Origin of the sequence: Saccharopolyspora pogona, from assembly GCF_014697215.1 — a bacterium.
GTDB classification, from domain to species: domain Bacteria; phylum Actinomycetota; class Actinomycetes; order Mycobacteriales; family Pseudonocardiaceae; genus Saccharopolyspora; species Saccharopolyspora hattusasensis.
This window is the reverse complement of the sequence record NZ_CP031142.1, coordinates 924,248-940,666: the sequence shown is the minus strand read 5'-3', so window position 1 is coordinate 940,666 and position 16,419 is coordinate 924,248. Positions and strand designations below refer to the sequence as shown.

20 protein-coding genes and 3 pseudogenes are annotated in these 16,419 nt (G+C 64.8%); 9 read left to right on the top strand and 14 right to left on the bottom strand.

The window, feature by feature from the left end; genetic code table 11:
* Positions 1-34 precede the first annotated feature (34 nt).
* On the top strand, positions 35-1,282 hold the full coding sequence (locus DL519_RS03930) for a PP2C family protein-serine/threonine phosphatase (RefSeq protein WP_223838415.1): 1,248 nt from the start codon (positions 35-37) through the stop codon (positions 1,280-1,282).
* 564 nt (positions 1,283-1,846) lie between these two features.
* Complete coding sequence (locus tag DL519_RS03925) at positions 1,847-2,404, top strand: hypothetical protein (protein ID WP_190812929.1); 558 nt, start codon at positions 1,847-1,849, stop codon at positions 2,402-2,404.
* Between the two features lie 53 nt (positions 2,405-2,457).
* Here DL519_RS03925 and DL519_RS03920 read toward each other — a convergent pair whose 3' ends face one another.
* The gene (locus DL519_RS03920; protein WP_263399568.1) at positions 2,458-2,811 is read right to left on the bottom strand and encodes a DUF6292 family protein; all 354 of its coding nucleotides are present in this window, start codon (positions 2,809-2,811) and stop codon (positions 2,458-2,460) included.
* Positions 2,812-3,044: 233 nt separating this feature from the next.
* Between DL519_RS03920 and DL519_RS03915 the strand changes: the two genes are divergently transcribed.
* The 4 genes and pseudogenes from DL519_RS03915 to DL519_RS45565 form a co-directional block, all read left to right on the top strand.
* Positions 3,045-4,439 (top strand): IS1380 family transposase, encoded by a 1,395-nt coding sequence (locus tag DL519_RS03915; RefSeq protein ID WP_190812927.1) that lies wholly within the window; start codon positions 3,045-3,047, stop codon positions 4,437-4,439.
* 305 nt (positions 4,440-4,744) lie between these two features.
* Positions 4,745-4,936: a ubiquitin-like protein Pup gene (locus DL519_RS03910; RefSeq protein WP_190812926.1), complete on the top strand. Its 192-nt coding sequence runs from the start codon at positions 4,745-4,747 to the stop codon at positions 4,934-4,936.
* 9 nt (positions 4,937-4,945) lie between these two features.
* Positions 4,946-5,506: pseudogene (locus DL519_RS45570) on the top strand (DUF1206 domain-containing protein); the annotation flags it as partial.
* 21 nt (positions 5,507-5,527) lie between these two features.
* Positions 5,528-5,659 (top strand): annotated as a pseudogene (locus DL519_RS45565) (glutathione-dependent formaldehyde dehydrogenase); the annotation flags it as partial.
* A gap of 404 nt (positions 5,660-6,063) precedes the next feature.
* Here the strand turns inward: DL519_RS45565 and DL519_RS03900 are convergent.
* Positions 6,064-6,433: pseudogene (locus tag DL519_RS03900) on the bottom strand (VOC family protein).
* Between the two features lie 63 nt (positions 6,434-6,496).
* Here DL519_RS03900 and DL519_RS03895 point away from each other — a divergent pair.
* Both DL519_RS03895 and DL519_RS03890 read left to right on the top strand, forming a co-directional pair.
* Positions 6,497-6,955, top strand: coding sequence for a MarR family winged helix-turn-helix transcriptional regulator (locus tag DL519_RS03895; RefSeq protein WP_190812924.1), 459 nt, complete (start codon positions 6,497-6,499; stop codon positions 6,953-6,955).
* A gap of 288 nt (positions 6,956-7,243) precedes the next feature.
* A complete protein-coding gene (locus DL519_RS03890) occupies positions 7,244-7,459 on the top strand; it encodes a Ku family protein (RefSeq protein WP_190812923.1) in 216 nt (71 codons plus the stop codon).
* 225 nt (positions 7,460-7,684) lie between these two features.
* Here DL519_RS03890 and DL519_RS03885 read toward each other — a convergent pair whose 3' ends face one another.
* Positions 7,685-8,608, bottom strand: coding sequence for a phosphotransferase family protein (locus DL519_RS03885; protein WP_190812922.1), 924 nt, complete (start codon positions 8,606-8,608; stop codon positions 7,685-7,687).
* Positions 8,609-8,869: 261 nt separating this feature from the next.
* Between DL519_RS03885 and DL519_RS03880 the strand changes: the two genes are divergently transcribed.
* Positions 8,870-9,133: a GlsB/YeaQ/YmgE family stress response membrane protein gene (locus DL519_RS03880; RefSeq protein ID WP_190812921.1), complete on the top strand. Its 264-nt coding sequence runs from the start codon at positions 8,870-8,872 to the stop codon at positions 9,131-9,133.
* Between the two features lie 185 nt (positions 9,134-9,318).
* On the opposite strand, the gene DL519_RS03875 is transcribed toward DL519_RS03880, so the two are convergent.
* From DL519_RS03875 to DL519_RS03825, 11 genes are all read right to left on the bottom strand, one after another.
* A complete protein-coding gene (locus DL519_RS03875) occupies positions 9,319-9,642 on the bottom strand; it encodes a gas vesicle protein K (RefSeq protein WP_190812920.1) in 324 nt (107 codons plus the stop codon).
* Complete coding sequence (locus tag DL519_RS03870) at positions 9,635-9,871, bottom strand: gas vesicle protein (RefSeq protein WP_190812919.1); 237 nt, start codon at positions 9,869-9,871, stop codon at positions 9,635-9,637. Before DL519_RS03870 ends, DL519_RS03875 begins: the two co-directional genes overlap by 8 nt.
* Positions 9,868-10,650 (bottom strand): GvpL/GvpF family gas vesicle protein, encoded by a 783-nt coding sequence (locus DL519_RS03865; protein ID WP_190812918.1) that lies wholly within the window; start codon positions 10,648-10,650, stop codon positions 9,868-9,870. The genes DL519_RS03870 and DL519_RS03865 overlap by 4 nt, the downstream gene beginning before the upstream one ends.
* The gene (locus DL519_RS03860; RefSeq protein ID WP_190812917.1) at positions 10,643-11,107 is read right to left on the bottom strand and encodes a gas vesicle protein; all 465 of its coding nucleotides are present in this window, start codon (positions 11,105-11,107) and stop codon (positions 10,643-10,645) included. The genes DL519_RS03865 and DL519_RS03860 overlap by 8 nt, the downstream gene beginning before the upstream one ends.
* A complete protein-coding gene (gene gvpO, locus DL519_RS03855; RefSeq protein WP_223838414.1) occupies positions 11,104-11,553 on the bottom strand; it encodes a gas vesicle protein GvpO in 450 nt (149 codons plus the stop codon). The genes DL519_RS03860 and gvpO overlap by 4 nt, the downstream gene beginning before the upstream one ends.
* Positions 11,554-11,557: 4 nt before the next feature.
* On the bottom strand, positions 11,558-11,809 hold the full coding sequence (locus tag DL519_RS03850) for a gas vesicle protein GvpG (protein WP_168588241.1): 252 nt from the start codon (positions 11,807-11,809) through the stop codon (positions 11,558-11,560).
* A gap of 2 nt (positions 11,810-11,811) precedes the next feature.
* Positions 11,812-12,603, bottom strand: a complete 792-nt coding sequence (locus DL519_RS03845; RefSeq protein ID WP_190812916.1) for a GvpL/GvpF family gas vesicle protein — start codon at positions 12,601-12,603, stop codon at positions 11,812-11,814.
* Entirely contained in the window at positions 12,600-13,022 is a 423-nt protein-coding gene (gene gvpJ / locus DL519_RS03840) for a gas vesicle protein GvpJ (RefSeq protein ID WP_190812915.1), read from the bottom strand. The genes DL519_RS03845 and gvpJ overlap by 4 nt, the downstream gene beginning before the upstream one ends.
* Before the next feature lie 4 nt (positions 13,023-13,026).
* The gene (locus DL519_RS03835) at positions 13,027-14,187 is read right to left on the bottom strand and encodes an SRPBCC family protein (protein ID WP_223838413.1); all 1,161 of its coding nucleotides are present in this window, start codon (positions 14,185-14,187) and stop codon (positions 13,027-13,029) included.
* An 18-nt stretch (positions 14,188-14,205) separates the two neighbouring features.
* Positions 14,206-14,874, bottom strand: coding sequence for a hypothetical protein (locus DL519_RS03830; RefSeq protein ID WP_223838412.1), 669 nt, complete (start codon positions 14,872-14,874; stop codon positions 14,206-14,208).
* Positions 14,875-15,162: 288 nt separating this feature from the next.
* Complete coding sequence (locus tag DL519_RS03825; RefSeq protein WP_190812913.1) at positions 15,163-15,504, bottom strand: hypothetical protein; 342 nt, start codon at positions 15,502-15,504, stop codon at positions 15,163-15,165.
* Between the last annotated feature and the right edge of the window lie 915 nt (positions 15,505-16,419).

Here is a 16,419-nt window from a genome sequence, read left to right as displayed (position 1 = left end):
AAAGCAAAGATGCCCCCGCAACGCTGGGACTACCATGTTCTACATGCGAACCTCGATCAGTTCGTCCGGCGGCGCGGAAGAGCGGTTACGGCAGATCGAGCTCGTCACCGATACGGCGTTGGCGCATCTCGAATCCGACGACCTACTACAGGAAATGCTGCACCGCAGCAGTGACCTACTCGATGTCGATACCGCCGCGGTCATGCGTTACGAACCCGCCAGCGAGCTGCTGGTCGCGACCGCCGCAGTGGGAATCGAGGACCTGGTTCGCCAAGACGTCCGCAGCCACGTCGGCCCCAGTTTCGCCAGCGCCGCCGCCGGCCGCCGACGGCCGATCTTGGACAGCGAGGAAGATCCCTCCGTACTCCTACCCGCGTTCCAAGAGCATGGAATCTCAACACTGATCGGTACGCCGATGCTGGCAGGCGGTGACGTCATCGGTGTGCTCTACGTCGGCACTTACCGCGCCCGCCGCTTCAGCGAACACGACGTGCACCTGCTCCAGCTCGTCGCCGACCGCATCGCACTGGCGATCCGCGCCAGCACCACGCACGCCGAACGCGCCGCGACGAAAGCCCTCCAACGCAGCCTGCTGCCCACGAAGCTCCCCGCAGTTCCGGGAATAACCCTCGACGCGCGATACGTCTCAGGCGCCGATCCTGCCCTCGGAGGCGACTGGTACGACGTCTTCACGCTGCCCTCCGGCCACATCGGCATCGTGATCGGAGACGTCGTCGGCAACGGCCTGCCCGCAGCCATCATCATGGGCAGACTGCGCAGCGCACTGCGCGCCTACGCCCTCGAAACCGAGGACCCGGCGCAGGTCTTGCACAAGCTGGACCGCAAGGTCACCCACTTCGAGCCGAACGCCATGGCCACGGTCGCCTACTCGATCTACGACCCCGCAGCGGCTGCCTTGCGCATCTCCATGGCAGGCCACCTACCACCAGTGGTCGGCAAACCCTCCTGCCGAAGCAGCCTGGCCCCAGTGCCCGTAGACCCGCCCGTCGGACTGGGAGTCACCCACCGTGACCGGCGGACCAGCGTGATCGAACTGCCTGCACAAGGGGTCGTTTGCTTCTACACCGACGGCCTGGTCGAGCGCCGCCATCGGTCGATCGACATCGGACTGGATCAGCTCTGCGAGGCAATCGACCCCGCGCCAGCCGGCACCGTGTGCACCAGGGTGATGAACAAGCTCGTCGGTGCCGAGCCGCCCGATGACGACATCGCGCTTCTCACGATCAGTCATTCCGAGACCGCGAACACGCCGAGTCGCTAATAGTTCAGACCACTCCTTGATAGAGCCTTGACGCACTGGTCACCGCAGCCTTGAGCGACCGGTCAGTGACGTCGCGACGAGCACGTAATCGGTGCGTTCAACATCAGCGTAGATCCGCTGATCGACACCGATGTCCTCGGCAAGCTGTTCAGCAAGACCACGGTGAGCCCTCCGTCGTGGATTCCGCGGACCGCCCTTTCAGCCGCTTGGAACCTGCACTTGGTTCCCGCTTCACCGGAACTGTTCGACACGTTCCTCCGACTTCCCGTCATGGACACCACCCGCGCTCGTGACGAGCTTGGCTGGACGCCACAGCACAGCTCAACGGACGCCGTTGAAGACTTCCTCCGCGGATTGCACGACGCCACGGGCGGAAATACCCCGCCTCTGCAATCGCAAATACCCGGAGGGCGCCTGCACGAAGTCGGAACAGGAGCGGGTCAACGACCGCGACCACTCGCCAGTGCTCACGACCCGCCGGAACGTGGTTTGCGTCCGTCCGATCGGGTAGCCGTTGGGTGCTCAGAATCGGGTCTGACGAGCACGATCAGGCGAGGGATGCGCGTGTCACATTCACAGCAGTCAAGAACCCGCGATCTAGTCCTGGCTGGAGCGCGCGGCTTCGTCGGTGCCATGGCGATGACAGGTATCCGCACCGTCACCGGCAACATCGGCCTCGTCCACGAAACCCCGCCCGAAGCGATCGTCGGCAAGCACGCGCCAGAATCCGTCCACAGGCTCGACGAGGAACATCGCGCCGCACTGACTGAGACCGCGCACTGGTTCTATGGCGCACTGGCAGGACTCGGATACCGGCTTCTTCCTCGTAAGATCCGCGCGAGACGGTGGTGCGGGCCGGCCTACGGTCTGGTCATCTGGCTGGTTTTCGAGGGCATCATCGCGCCGCTCCTGGCTGTGCGCCCGGCTCGCCGAAAGCTACTTGGACGACTGCTCATCGCACTCGATCACGCCGTCTACGGCATAGTCGTAGCTGGCAGGCTCGCGCCCGAGCCCGACACGATTGAGCACCGCTCAGTATCACAGGAAGGATCTCGCCACGTCATGAATTCCGCCCTGGGAAACAGCGAGGCAGGCCCGTCCAGACCTGAATATCTTGAGTAGCCGCGATGAACTAAGGCAAGACGCCGGATGTATCAAAGGCCCATGCCGTCCCCTCATTCGCAGAACTCCGCAAGCCGTCGTTCGAGGTCGTCCTGCGCATTCGGGAAGCGAAACGCTGGTGCGGCGACCATTCCGGGGTTCTGCCCGTTCGTCGCCTCCAGCAGGAACTGCTCTACCCGCGCAGGATCGGGCAGAATGTCCTCGCCCATGAACTCTAGCACTGCGGTGTCCCCGTGGCCGTCGGTCTCGATGCGCAGCGCCCAGCCGCTGACCTCATCCCAAGTCAGCAGGAGCGGAAACTCCGCGAGGGTTGGTACGTGCGAATTCACCAGAACAATCGCGGTGGCCAATTCCCGATCGAGATTGACATCGATCTCGAAGACATCGCCGCCGAGGTCGTCGGCCACCGACCTCACGTAGGTGACCAATCCGTCGGCCGCGCGGCTGGTCGTGTTCATGGCCGCTCCTCTCGTCCAACCTCACTTCCTGCTCAGAACCACTAAGCCCGGATCCACCGGTGTTGTGGTGAAAGTTTGTGCAGGCGGGGGTCGTGTCGTGGTGGGGCAGATGCCCTCTGGCCTGGGATGATTGTTCTTTGCGAGAGAGACAATCGGTTCCTGGATGAGAGGGCATCTGCTGGATGCAAGCATCGCATAGTGTCGGCGCGGTGTCGGTGAGGTTCGATGATCCGAATCTCGTGTCGTGTGCGGGATTGGTGCCGGTGTTGCGGCTGGCCGAGCAGGTCGGGGTGGCTGATCTGGCTGAGCAGACGGTGAAATTGTCGCCGGATGTGGGGTCGGCGGGGGCGAATCCGGGTGTGAAGGTGTCCTCGATCGTGGCGGGGATGGCCTGTGGTGCGGACTCGTTCGAGGATCTGGGTGTGATCCGCCACGGTGGCATGTCGCGGTTGTTCGACGGGATCCGGGCGCCGTCGACGCTGGGCACGTTTCTGCGTGGGTTCACCTATGGGCATGTGGCGCAGCTGGAGAAGCTGGGCCGGATCGTGCTGGAACGCCTGGCCGGGCGGTGCGGGTTGTTGCCGGGGGCCGATGAGCTGGTGTTCGTCGATATCGACTCGAAGATCAAAGAGGTCTACGGGGCGGGGAAGCAGGGCTCGGCGTATGGGTATACGAAGGTGCGGGGCCTGAACTATCTGATGGCCACGATCTCCACCCCCGGTACGGCGCCGGTGGTGGCGGCGACCCGGATGCGGGGCGGTAACGCCAATTCCGCCCGCGGCGCGGCGTCACTGATCACCTCGGCGATCAAGACGGCCCGGGCGTGTGGTGCGACGGGGACGATCGTGGTGCGGGGTGATTCGGCGTTTTTCACCGGCCCGGTCATCGCCGCGATCCGCAAAGCCGGGGCGTATTTCTCGGTCACCGCCAAACACACCGCGACTGTGAAGGCCGCGATCGCCGGGATCGACGAGAACACATGGCAGACCGTGCGTTTCAACCGGCCGGTCTTCGACGACCGCGCCAAGCAGTGGATCTATGAGGGCGAGATCGCCGAAACGACACTGGAGGCGTTCACCAACGTCACCCAGAATCCCGGCCGTGCGGTCACCGCCCGGCTGATCGTGCGCCGCACCCGGATCACCACCACCGATGCCACCGGCGAGTTGTTCCCGGTCTGGCTTTATCACGCGATCTTCACCGACCCCCCGCACGAGCTGCTCACCGCCGAGGCCGAGCACCGCGGCCGCGCCGGGACGATCGAGCAAGTCTTCGCCGACCTCAACGACTCCGCCGCGGCCCACCTGCCCTCCGGGCAGCTCGCCGCCAACGGCGCCTGGCTGTCCCTGGCCGCGCTGACCCACAACCTGATGCGTGCCGCAGGCAGTCTCGCGTCGCAGTTCCACGCCAAAGCCCGCACCACCACCCTGCGGCGGCACCTCATCACGATCCCGGCCCGTATCGCCCGCTCCGCCCGCCGCATCGTGCTGCACCTCCCGGCCGACTGGCACTGGAAACAGGCCTTCACCAGCCTGTTCACCGCAACCCACCCCCCGCCAGCCGGGGCCTGCCCCTGACCACACCCGCCTACGGGCGCCGACCGGAGACCACAGTGGATAAGCCGGACCACCAGGCCGGCGGACTCCGCACACCCACCACCAGCATTATCGATCAACACCCCCAAGACCTTGATCAACAACCCACGCCAAAACCAACTCGGTGGATCCGGGCTAAGCTGCTCTCAGGGTAACCAGAACGCTTCTGGCCTAGTCCTCCCAGAGCTCAGGGCCGCCTCGCTCGTCGATCGCAGCCCGCGCGTTTTCCGGGCCCTTCGTGCGGCAATGCAGTAGGGGTCGAAATCCCCGGCGGGCGAGGTGTGCTCATGCACCAGGAAAAGAACGACCAGCGGCAGCCGGACCGTGACGAGGAGACGCCCGAGCCGGCACCGGTCGGCAGCCAGCGCCGCGAGAAGCTCAACGACGACACCGAGGCCACGTTGGACGAGATCGACGACGTGCTGGAAGAGAACGCCGCGGACTTCGTGCGTTCCTACGTCCAAAAGGGCGGGCAGTAGAAGCCGCTCATGGCCCGCATGAGATGGGCGACCGATCATATCGGTACGTCGCGGGCACGTGCTGACGCGCCTACGGTTGACACCGGGGCCCGACTCGCGCGTCGGGCGTGGCAGTCTGAGAACAGCACTATACGTCTGATGGGCGTGCTGGGGTGGGTCTGCTACGGGTTCATCCACATCATCATCGCTTGGCTCACGGTGGAAGTAACTCTCGGCGACCCGTACGAGGAACCCGCCCCGCAGGGTGCGATCGGCAAGGTCGCGCAGCAACCGGTCGGCTTCGTGCTCCTCGCAGTCCTAGCGGTCGGCTTGATTACGTTCGCGCTCTCGCAGTTGACCATGGCAGCGATCGGATTCGGCTGGGTTCCAGGCCGCGCCACGCGCGCGGCCCCGAAATCAGGGGCGCTCGGGCGCGCGGTGCTTTCGCTGGGGCTCGGTGCGCTCGCGGCACGGCAGTCCATCGGCGGCCAAGCCGGCACGAGCAGCGCGCAGCAGCAGCGCCTGACGGCGGACCTGCTCGTGCTGCCGGCCGGGCGGATCGTCGTCGGCCTGGTGGCTGTCGCGGTACTCGTGATCGCCGTCTCGACCAGCGTGCCGGGCGGGCAGGCGGAGCTGTTGCGCGTACCCCAGGCGCAATTCGGTCCGATCAAGGTGCCCGATGGCCCACCGGACGAACAGTACGTCTACCTCTCCGACGTGCTGCCGACCGCATGGCAGGCAGTCGCTTGCGGGCACTGCTGGATGTGCCAGTGCGAAACGACGCAGGAGGTGGCACTCCGGCAACGTGAACGGCTCGCGCTGCTACGTGTCGTCGGTGACGCGATCACGGCGCATTGTGCATGGCCGGTCAGTAACCGGAACTGAGGCAAGCCGAGGTCATCCAGCCGGCAGAACGTCGCCAGATCAGCAGGGCAGAAAGTAGCGTCAAGCATGTCGAGGTCTTCCAGATGAGCGGTGTAGGAACCTTCATCCTCGGAAGACCTCGACCTCTACCCCCGGGCACCGACGCGCCAGACCGGCCTACACGGTTAACCGCGAAGAGCTGACGGATGTCGCCCGGATTCTCGCGCCTCGCGCGCAACCGGCGGTCCTCGGGGAACGGTGCTCGTCCGGTGGCGTCTGGCTTATCAGGTGCGGTCGTGGAGAGTGACTTGGTAGCCGTCGGGGTCGGCGAAGGTGAATGTCCGACCGAAGGGGCCGTCGATCGGTGCGGAAACGATGGTGTGACCGTCGGCGACGAGAGCATCGTGAATGGCCTGGACGTCTGTGGCGTGGAGCCAGATCGCGGCACCGATGCCGGGCTGAGCAACGGATGCGAGATCAGTGCCGGGAACGACGTCGCGGAGTGCGAACGCGAATCGGCTTCGTCTCGAAGACGACGGCGTGCGGAGGTCCGGCCTGCGAGCGGACGAGGCCGAGGTACTGCTCGTAGAACGCCTGCGAAGCGTCCAGGTCGCGCGCCTGGAGCGAGATGAAGTCGGGGCCGGTGGCGGGCATGATGATGCTCCTTCTTTACGTGTCAGTCTTCTGACACAGGTCAATGTATGTCAGAATCCTGACATGAGTCAAGACGGTGTCGGCGTCGACCTGAACAAATCACTGGGCTACCTGCTGAAAGAGGCGTCGAGCGTCCTGCGCGCAGCCATGGAGGAGGCGCTGCGGCCACTCGGGATGAGCGTGACGCACTACTCCTGCCTCGAGCTGCTGGCTCAACGGCCGGGCTTGTCGAACTCCGAGCTCGCGCGGGGCGCGTTCGTGACACGGCAGTCGATGAACGTGCTGCTCCAGGCCCTGGAACGAGAGGGCTACGTGACCAGGCCTGCGGAGGCGCCCGTCGGGAAGGTTCTTCCCGCGCGGCTCACACCTCGCGGACGACGGAGCCTGGAGAAGGCGACCGTAGCGGTCCGGTCCGTCGAGGTCAGAATGCTGGCCGGCATGACCGAGACCGAGCAGTCAGGCGCGTTCCGGATCCTGCAGAGCATGATCCATTCCCTGCGCGATGGCAACGACGGCGCATAGCTCGTTCCCCGGCGCACGTCTCGTCGCGCTCGGATAGGAGTGCAGCCGAGCGTGAAAATCCGTGCGGGCAACCTCGAAAACCGACAGCCCCGACTACACCCTCTTCTGCGATGAGCCAGCAATGTTCCGAGATCGAGTCGCGAAACCCTAGGCCGGCCAACGGGTCTCGAACCCAATCCACAAGATGACCACGATGTTGTGGCCGGACGAGATCCGCGTACCGGAACTCATGCTGCTCTCCAAGGTCGGCAAGGTGATGCCGCGCCGCATGAACGAGAGATGGCCCAGATGCTTGTCGACACGCTGTCGGTTGCGGCATTCGACCCGTTTGCTTACCGAGACGAATACCGCGAGAAGCTCCAGGAGCGGATCGACGCCAGACTCGCCGGCCGCCCGATCACAGTTCCCTCACCACGGGGCGGTGAGACCGCCTTCCAGGATCTCGCGGAAGCGCTTCAGGCAAGCGTGGCATCGGCCAAGGGCCATCGGAGCCGAACCGACTAGTGCCAAACGTGCCTCATGCCAAGACAAGCTTCTGACCAGCAAAAATAATCAGTACCTCCAGATAAGTTTTGGGCTGGTCACGATCCCGTGCACGCTTCACCGAGCGACCCGGGATCGCTCGGCGAGCTTCCATCAGGTCCACCAGTGCGGCGGGCGTGCACGCCTGAACTCGCCCCGCGCCTCGCACGGTGCGGGGCGCGTTCGTTGTTCCGGCCCAGGTGCGGGTCACCACATGCCCGACACCAGCGGCGCCGTGTCAACTGTCTCGCCGAGGCGATGCGCAACCCATCTGCGGGCGACGGTCACCAGCGGGGCGCGCTGCGGGTCCGGGTCCACGCGGAACATGTGGTGCCACGCACCGAGCACGGCGACCGCGAAGTCAGTGCGGGTCTCGTCAGTTACGGTGCGCCACGCGGGAAAAGTCGCGGCAGCCCAGCGTTCGGCCGCCTCCGGCAGGTGTCCGGCTTCGATCAGCCGGAGCACCAGGAATGCGGGATCCACCCACGGCGCGGCGCGGCGCGACCATGCCCAGTCGACCACCCGGGCCCGGTCGGCGACCAACACGTTCAGCGGGTGCAGGTCGGTGTGGGCGAGCGTGTCGCCGTCGAGTGCCTGGAACGCGCGGCGTTCGCGGTGGATGAACTCTCCGAGCCGGTCCCGCAGCCAGGCCGCCGGTTCGGCGGCCGGGTTGTGCGCCAAGCGCCGCCAGGCTGCCAGGCGCGTCCACTGCTCCGCCAGCCGGGGAACATCAAGTGGGCACGGCGTCAACGCTTCACCGAGCGCACGCACTGTCGCGGCAACCTGCGGAAGGTCCGGCGAACCCGGCGAGAGATCTGCATGCCGACCGGGCACGTGCTCGAACCCGAGCAGCAGCCACCCGTCGACCTCGACCTGCCACAGCAGCCGCGGCGCCACCTCCGGCGGAAGGTACGGATTCACCTGCGCCTCGTGCCGGTGCATCCGGGCACGTGGGGTCTCCAGCCGGACGCCCTTGCAGAACAGGACATGCCCGCCACCGGTGTGCAGGGTGGCAGACACGTCCGAGTTCCGCCCGGCGTCCGGGAGCACCGCCCGCGTCACCGTGCCGCACTGGTCCTCGATCGCGGCACGCACGGCGGTCGGTAGTCCGCCCCAGTCACGTCGGGTCAATGGATGCTCATTTCTTCGCGGGTACGGCTTTGAGGCATCCGTGCAGGATGCACCACCAACACAACCGCACCACATGACGGCGCAGCGTAACAACCCGTTTCACGGAAAAGCTCATTGGCCGACCTCCCGACCGGTTCAGGACATCAGTAACCCGCACACCCTCCCACCGCCGGAACCGATGCCCACATCCACTCGCGAATACATCGAGCCTAGCCTGGGAAACCCCATAGGCACTGAAAAGACCTGAAGAAGGAGAGTGTCATGGGAATTCTTAGCTGGATCCTGTTCGGGTTGATCGCTGGCGCGATCGCCAAGTTCATCTTGCCCGGCCGTGACCCTGGCGGGATCATCGTGACCATCTTGATCGGCATCGTCGGCGGACTACTCGGAGGCTGGATTTCAACCCACGTAATGGGCGGCGCAGGCGTTAGCGGTTTCAACGTGATGAGCTTCGTATGGGCAATCATCGGCTCGCTCATCCTGCTGCTGATCTATCGGCTGATCATCCACCGCACCCACGCATGAGAGCAAAATATGAAGGATCCGTCACCCTAGCGGTGCGGCAGTGTACAGAGAACAGACACGAGAGAGACCTCCAGTAGTAGCTGTCGTATCCACTGACCCGCGCAAAAGGCGTCACATGACCAGCGCCACGGCGTGGGCGACGAAGAAAGCCACGAATCGCGATCAAATGGCAGTTTCCGTTGTGGTTAGTCATCGCGAGGTAGCAGAGGGCCGAGCGGCCCGAGGTCCAGGTTGAGGTCCTCAACGGCGAAGCCGAAGCGGTCGCGGAGTTCGGCCATCGCCTCTTCCAGCTTCATCAGAGCCAGGCCCAGCTCTTCCACCTGGTCCTCGTCGAGCCCGCCCGCATCCACACGGCGCAGGGCCTGCCGTTCCATCAACTGGCGCAGCAGTTCGACGATAGTCAGGACGAGCCGGACCAGGTCACGTTGTACCGACTCCGCGTCGGTTTCGATGCGATGCGGCAGTCCCCGTTGCCTCTCGGGTCGCTGGTCACGCGAAGATTCACCCATCGTCGACCTGCTCCCACGAGTCGGCGTCCACCGTGACCTCGTGGATCGAGGTGATGATGGCCCGCAAAGACACCCGCACCAAGTCGACACCCGCCAGCGAGATGGTTATGTCGCCGGCCAGCACGACGCCGCCCGCCAACAACCGGTCGAGCAGGTCGACGAGTGCGATCTCCCGGGAGTCGCCAACTGTGAGCGGGCTGATGTCGCGGCCCGCGCCAATCGCGCTCACCGCTGATCCGTACCTTCCACCATCGCGAACGAGTACGGGGCCCACGGTCCGGTCAGCTCGATCCGCAGGGCGCTCTCCGCGGCTATGCTCTCCACCGCCGCAATGAACTCCTCGGTGCGCGCGCCGTCCACCAGGTAAGCGCCGTTGAGCACCATCAACCCCTGATAGCCCGCGAGATCACGATTCTGCGGCGGATGTACCCGGTTCGCATGAGACAGATCGCTGAGCGCGGCATGAATCTCCTCGGCTTGCTGCAACACATCGCGCTCCGCCTCGGCCTGTCCCTTCCGCCGTTCCCGGAGCTTGCCGAGGTATGCCTGCCCCGGCCGCTCCTGGGACCCTCCGGGGCCCGAGGCGGTGGGCTCCCGCTGCTCCTTCCTACTGACGTCCGCGAACGCCTTGACACCCCACTCGGCATGACCGGAGATAAGCTCCAGGATGTCTGCAAACGCGGGTCCGCGCTCCGCGAGCGCGGCCCGAACGCGGTCATCGTTGTAGTAGACCGTGGCCAGGGCCAGCGGGGCGACAGGGGCGGCGGTGATCGCGGCCTCGACGACCCGGCTATGTGCCCGGACCGTAGTTTCCAGCCACCCCATGTCTTCGAGGTTCTTGCGCAGCCCTTGCTCGCCGAACTCCCCAGCGTCGACAGTGCTGACAAGTGCGGCAAGGCTACCGGAAGTGACCAGACGGACCTCCGACCCGGCGATTCCTGCCACACGCCCGGAAATGTCCACGCCCGCTCGCAAGATCGCGTAGACGTAAGAGAGCGTTTCAGCCACGGTCCTGCTCCTCAGTGCTGCGTTCGCGCACCTCCCGATGAGGTTCGGGGAACGGCTCGTCCGCACCTTCCTCCAGCGCGGCCTCGGTCGTGCTGCGGCCGGATTCGAGCTCACGCACCTGTGATCGCAGCGACCGGTTCTCTTCGACCAGGTCGCGGTGGCCGGAGGACAGCGTGGGGTCGTGCTCCCACCAGTCGATCCCCATTTCGCGGGCGCGCTCGACCGAAGCGACGACCAGCCGGAGCTTGATCGTGAGCAGTTCGATGTCCAGCAAGTTCACCTGGATGTCACCGGCGATGACGATGCCCTTGTCCAAGATCCGTTCCAGGATGTCGGCAAGGTTCGCGGACTGCGGTTGTGCGGACGTCGCTCGCTCGCCGTACCACGTCGGTGCGCGGGCACCCCCTCCTCGCACCGCAGGAGCGGTGGCCCGGTCGCTGCCGTCATAGCCGTTCATCGTTCGTTGCCTCGCCCTCTGGAATAGCGGTCGACCCGGCGGTAAGAAACGAGATCACCGTCGTCGTCCAGTTCTGCCTCGTACACGGCCAAGATGTCGGCCGTGTCCGGAACCCGGCGGCTCTCGACCACCTCGACGCCCACGACCCAGCCCGTTTCGGACCGCTCAAGAGAAGTAACGCCTTCCGGCTGTCGACCGGTCAACTCGTGCACTTGGCGTACGGCCAGCCGGGCCACCTGGGCCGCTTTGAGTGGATGCTGTGCTTGCGCTCGGCCTTTGTCATCGTCGCTGTCGTGTTTTTGGCGCACCCGCTCCGGCTTCCGGTCCTGCTCCGGGCTGCTCTTGGTTGTCGGCGTCCTGGATCCCGTCTGCCGCGGGAGGTTGCGCCGGCGACGCTCCGCCGGCTGCTCGCGATCTCCTGATCCCTCGCGTCGCGCCGTAGCCACCAGGTCACATCTCCTCTCCTCGACGCCGCCGCTGCGCCTCGAACAGCCTGTTCAGCAAGTCTTCATGCAACCGGTCGCGTTCCGAGTCGGACAGCGCACCGGCCGCGTAGGCATCGTCGACGTCCGCAATCTGGCGCTGGATGAGCGCGGGGTCGTAATACTGCTGTTCCGCGTGCTGCTTCACCTGTTCGGCAACCCACACGACACCCCGTACTGGCGCCAAGGGCAGCGTGAGAAGGCCGGTGATGAGTCCCATGTTCAGGCCCCCGGCAAGAAGTCGTAGGGTGCGAGCGGACCGATCAAGCGCAGGTCGATCCGTCCCGCCCACCGCTCCCCCAGTTCGTCCACGGCTTGCTCGAACTGCGGGATCTGCTCGCGATCGACTAGGAATGTGACGTGCACGGCATCGTCTTCGGCTGCGACCGCATGTGAAAGTGAAGCAGCGGAGGACGGTTCGAGCGAGGCTATCAGCGTATCCGCATCGGATTCGCGTTTCTGGGCGACGGCGTTGCTGACAAGTTCACCCAGCCGCAAGCGCTCTGCATAGCCAGCGTCTTCCGGCAGACCGCTGAGATCTTCGCGGAGCTGTCGGACCTCGGGCACTTCAGCCACGATCTCGCGCAGGTGCGCGCTCACTGCGTATCTGCCCCGAACGGTGAACTGAACGAGTCCTTCAAGTTCGGTTAGCATGGCCTCGAAGTGGTCGTGGTGGGGGTCCAGCAGCTCCTCGACGACCGCTTTCTCAGTGGTCACGACCGAACCAAAACGCATCGGTATCACGGTCGTTTCGGCGGCGAGGGTATCGAGGACACGCTCATGCGCAAGCAGGTCTTCACGCGTGCCGAGCGGTCGAACCAGCCGCACCTCGCTGATCAACGCGGAGAGTTCGCCGCGCGAGGCCAGCACCACCTTGGCTTCGTCGTCCCCGACGGAGGGAAGCTCGTCCGGCAGCTCGTCTCGGCGACCGATAATGCCGTAGACATACACGGCTTTCTCGGTGCCTTCTTGCTCGGTCCGGACACCCTCGGCGTGCCTCGCGTGCGTGGTCATAGTTCACGCTCCCGACTCCGCGGTTCCCTGCGCTTCACAGGCTGCTTCTCCCGCCTCTCCGCCTGATCACCACTCCGGAATTCGTCGAACTTGTCCTTGGCAGCGTCGATCACTCCTTTGGTCTTGCCTTCGACGCCGCTCTGCGTCATGCCCTCCACCAGCTCCGGGAGGTCCTTGCCGCCCTTCTGCTCCAGGTCCAGCCTGTTGGTCGCCTCGGCGAACCGCAGGTAGGTGTCCACACTGGCCACTACGACCCGCGCATCGACGGTGGCAATCTCGATTCCCACCAGGGAAACCCGAACGAAGACGTCGATGACGAGTCCCTTGTCCAGGATAAGTTCGACAACCTCCGCCAAGTCGCCCGACGATCCGCGCTGCACCGGCGATCCGCCGCCCCCTTGCATGCTCGCAACGGTCATGTGATCACCTTCTCCGGCTGGACGTCACCGCTTCGCGGCGACGCCGGCCGTGCTGGTCTTCGTCTTCGCGGCCTTCGCCCTCGTCGTACTCCTCCTCGCCTTCACCTTCGTACTCCTCGGCTTCCGACTCTTCGCCCCTCTCGTTCTCTTCGTCGCCGTATTCGCCTTCCTCTTCCTCTCCGTATTCCTCGGCTTCTTCCCCTTCGTCGCCGTACTCGCCCTCCTCGCCGACCTCTTCGGCTTCGCCGTACTCGCCCTCGTACTCTTGCGGCTCTTCCTCGCCGGCCTCAGGGCCGTACTCCGCTTCTTCCTCTTCGCGCAAAGCCTCTTCGTTGGTCTTAACGACCTCACGATCTCGGATCTCGCCACGCCAACCTTCGACCGCGTCCTGCTCCAAGATCGTCCGCGTCATCAGGTGCCGCTTGATGTACTTGAAGTCGGCGCGAACACGGCGGCCCTGCGCGCGCCACATGTACGCGGTCTTCTCGAAGAACCCTTGCGGGTAGTACTCGATGACGAGAAGGATCCTGGTCATGTCCGGCGCGAGCTCGTGGAAGGTGACGGAGCCGTCCGCTGTCCCCTTCGCGCCTGTTGAAGTCCACACGATCCGTTCGTCGGGAACCTGTTCGACGATGGTGGCTTGCCAGCTCCGCTTCGAGAGGAAGATCTGCGCCTTCCAGTTGACCTTTTCGTCGGACTCCTGATCCACGCTAAGGACTTTCTTCGTCATGCTCGGGAAATCCTCGAACCTGGTCCACTGGTCGTACACGACGCGAATCGGCAGCCCAACATCATTGTGCTCGATGATGTTCACTACCTTGGACTTCCCCTTCTTCCCTCCTTTTCCGCCGCCCATGCCCAGTGCGCCTTTGGCTTTTTCTGCCATACCCGTCAAACCGGCCTTCAGCGCCGACTTGACAGGGGATCCTCCTTCTGCCAGCTCCTTGGTACCCGTGACCGCTGCCATCAGTCCGGCGCCACCGTTTTCCGCCGATTCGGTCAACCGTTCGGCCATTTCTTCGACCTTGTCGCCGACGAAACCGGCCGCACGCTCCCCGGCCGACATCAGTAGCGCCTTGGCGCCGGCCTTCAATGGCTCGAGTGGCAGTTCTCGCAACAAGCCACCCGATCTGGATCCGCGATTTTCGCTGGACGGTTGCGCCATTGTCATCACCCAGCCCGCTCAAGACGTCTTCTTAGGAGCAGACGGCTTGGACCTGGGGGTCGCCGCCTGCTTGCGCTGGCCCTGCCCCGCCGAACCGCCGCTCCGGCTCCCAGCCCGGCCGCTCGAACCGCTGGAGGACTTGTTCGCAGACGTCGTCTTGCCCCGCGCACTGGATTGCGACGTCCTCACGGTTTCCTTCGCCTCGGCGGCAGACCTCGCCCGCCGACCGCTCAAGGGTGTGGTGTGTTCGGGCAGGCGGTGGCGTTCCACTCTGCCTTCCGAGGACTGCTCCGCAGGCTGTTCTTCTTCGTTTCCCCCAGAGTCGGTCTCGTCCTCGTCCGCTTCGGGGGCCCCCTCCGAGCTCGCCCTCCGCCCCATTGCCTTATTGCTGAGGCTGGTCACTTCTTTCCCGGCGCTCGAAAGCTGCTCGCCGGCGCCTTCGACGTTGACCGCACGCAACCCGGCGGCACGTTTCGTCAGATTGTCACCAAGCGATTCGATCTTGCTCGTTGCTGCCGCCATCACCGCTGACTTGGCCGCGTCCAGCAATCGCTCTCGCGCCTCCCCCGTAAGCTTCTGCACGTCTGGAGACGCACGTAGCAGTTTGCCACCCTTGGCCAGCAGTTCCTTGGGATCCGCGAAACGTCGTCCCGCCAACATCCCCGCGGCTGTGATCGCGAGCTTCATCTTGCGACTTCGCCCGAGGGCATAGCCGAGGGCTACAGCCAGCGCGATTTGAGGTCCGGATTTCATGATCAGCTCCCTGCCCGAACAGCCCGGGCCTGTTGCCCGCAGTCACGATCAACTCACGTAACCGAGTGCAGCCAGTGTTCGGCGCTATTATCTTGCAATCGACCAAGCGTCGAAGCCCGATCAGCCGACTACCACGATCATTTCAATAGGCTACCCGCCCACTGGCCGCCGGACACCTCCGCCACGGGTCGATTTCATGATCGATTCTGCTTTTGAAATACATCAACCATCGCGGCTGTCCCTCACGATGGAATATCGTTGCCTGAACTCGAAATCGAGATCACCGGACGACGCCGGCCTCCGGAGTTCCTCGTCCACGATGCCACTCACCCAGTCTCGTAGGGGCCATGAACGTTCTGGGGTGTAGTGCTCGTGGAGATCTCGGCGATGCGCCTCCTCACCGCCTAGCTCCGCAGCTTCATCCGGTGGTCCTGAGCGTATGGTCAAACCGATCAGGGCGCTCAGCAAGCCCCGGCCGGCTGCGAGCGTCGCCAAAGTGCTCCGCGTCGGCGGTTCGGGTTTAAGGCTGCCCAGCAGCAGTGCATCACCGATGTCGGTCGCCACGCGACCTACTACGGCCAGTCGCAACGGATTCGGGCTGGGAGCGAAGGCCAGGGTCAGTCCCGATACAACGTCTCGAGTGCCGATGCCTCGGCAAAGCGCCGCCACACCTGGGGAAGTTGTTCCGGCCGCGTCGGTCAGTCCGCATGGAACGGCCAGCGCTTCTGGACGAAGAACGATGGTCGCACCAAGTGCCGCCGTACCGATGCCGAGCAAGCGAGGGAACCACGTCATGGTGCCGCCTCCCTCCTCCGAGATGCGGATGCCTTTGCCGGACAGAGCATCCTTGATCAGTGGAGCACCTCACAGGGCACGTCCCCGGGCGCACGAACATCGTGCTCACCAACCAGTATGCTCTTGGCGTTTGCAAGACGAAGATGAACGAGATGCGGTAGCCAGCCCGGTCCTTGCACGGTGGTCTTGATGGCCGAGGTCCACTGGGCGTCCCCTCCTGACCGGGACCTCCGGCGCCCGAATTAGATGGCCGTGGTTCGGTACCGGGTCAGCGTTGGGTCCCCTTCTTCGCAGCCTTCCTAGCTTTTGTCTTGGGTGCCTCGCGTGCGGCCGGGATAGCACCCTCTGGCGGAACGATTGTCTCGTCCCTGCTCTCACCCAGCGACGCAGCGCCTTCCCCTGGAGGGCCTTCGCCAGACGGTTGCTCGGCTTCGCTGGGTTCGAGCGCGACCGAGCGAGTCATGCGATATGCAGCGTATGCAGCGCCGGCTCCAGCCATAACGCCTGCAGCAGTCACACCTGCGCGCTGAAGCCGTAGCCTTCTGTGATTCGAGGCCGCCCGTCGGCGGGCAGGCATGCTGCTCAGTTTCTTGCGTGCCAGCAGGCGCGCGAGGCGCAAGGCGGCTTTCCCCATGCGCCATCGGCCCAGCAGGTAGCCGATGAAAGCCGCCAGGTACACCTTGA

Coding starts and splice junctions, on each gene's coding strand:
- DL519_RS03930 (WP_223838415.1), top strand. CDS start 35: ATGTTCTACATGCGAACCTCGATCAGTTCGTCCGGCGGCGCGGAAGAG.
- DL519_RS03915 (WP_190812927.1), top strand. CDS start 3,045: ATGCAAGCATCGCATAGTGTCGGCGCGGTGTCGGTGAGGTTCGATGAT.
- DL519_RS03910 (WP_190812926.1), top strand. CDS start 4,745: ATGCACCAGGAAAAGAACGACCAGCGGCAGCCGGACCGTGACGAGGAG.
- DL519_RS03895 (WP_190812924.1), top strand. CDS start 6,497: ATGAGTCAAGACGGTGTCGGCGTCGACCTGAACAAATCACTGGGCTAC.
- DL519_RS03890 (WP_190812923.1), top strand. CDS start 7,244: ATGCTTGTCGACACGCTGTCGGTTGCGGCATTCGACCCGTTTGCTTAC.
- DL519_RS03880 (WP_190812921.1), top strand. CDS start 8,870: ATGGGAATTCTTAGCTGGATCCTGTTCGGGTTGATCGCTGGCGCGATC.
- DL519_RS03875 (WP_190812920.1), bottom strand. CDS start 9,642: ATGGGTGAATCTTCGCGTGACCAGCGACCCGAGAGGCAACGGGGACTG.
- DL519_RS03860 (WP_190812917.1), bottom strand. CDS start 11,107: ATGAACGGCTATGACGGCAGCGACCGGGCCACCGCTCCTGCGGTGCGA.
- DL519_RS03850 (WP_168588241.1), bottom strand. CDS start 11,809: ATGGGACTCATCACCGGCCTTCTCACGCTGCCCTTGGCGCCAGTACGG.
- DL519_RS03845 (WP_190812916.1), bottom strand. CDS start 12,603: ATGACCACGCACGCGAGGCACGCCGAGGGTGTCCGGACCGAGCAAGAA.
- gvpJ (WP_190812915.1), bottom strand. CDS start 13,022: ATGACCGTTGCGAGCATGCAAGGGGGCGGCGGATCGCCGGTGCAGCGC.
- DL519_RS03835 (WP_223838413.1), bottom strand. CDS start 14,187: ATGGCGCAACCGTCCAGCGAAAATCGCGGATCCAGATCGGGTGGCTTG.
- DL519_RS03830 (WP_223838412.1), bottom strand. CDS start 14,874: ATGAAGCTCGCGATCACAGCCGCGGGGATGTTGGCGGGACGACGTTTC.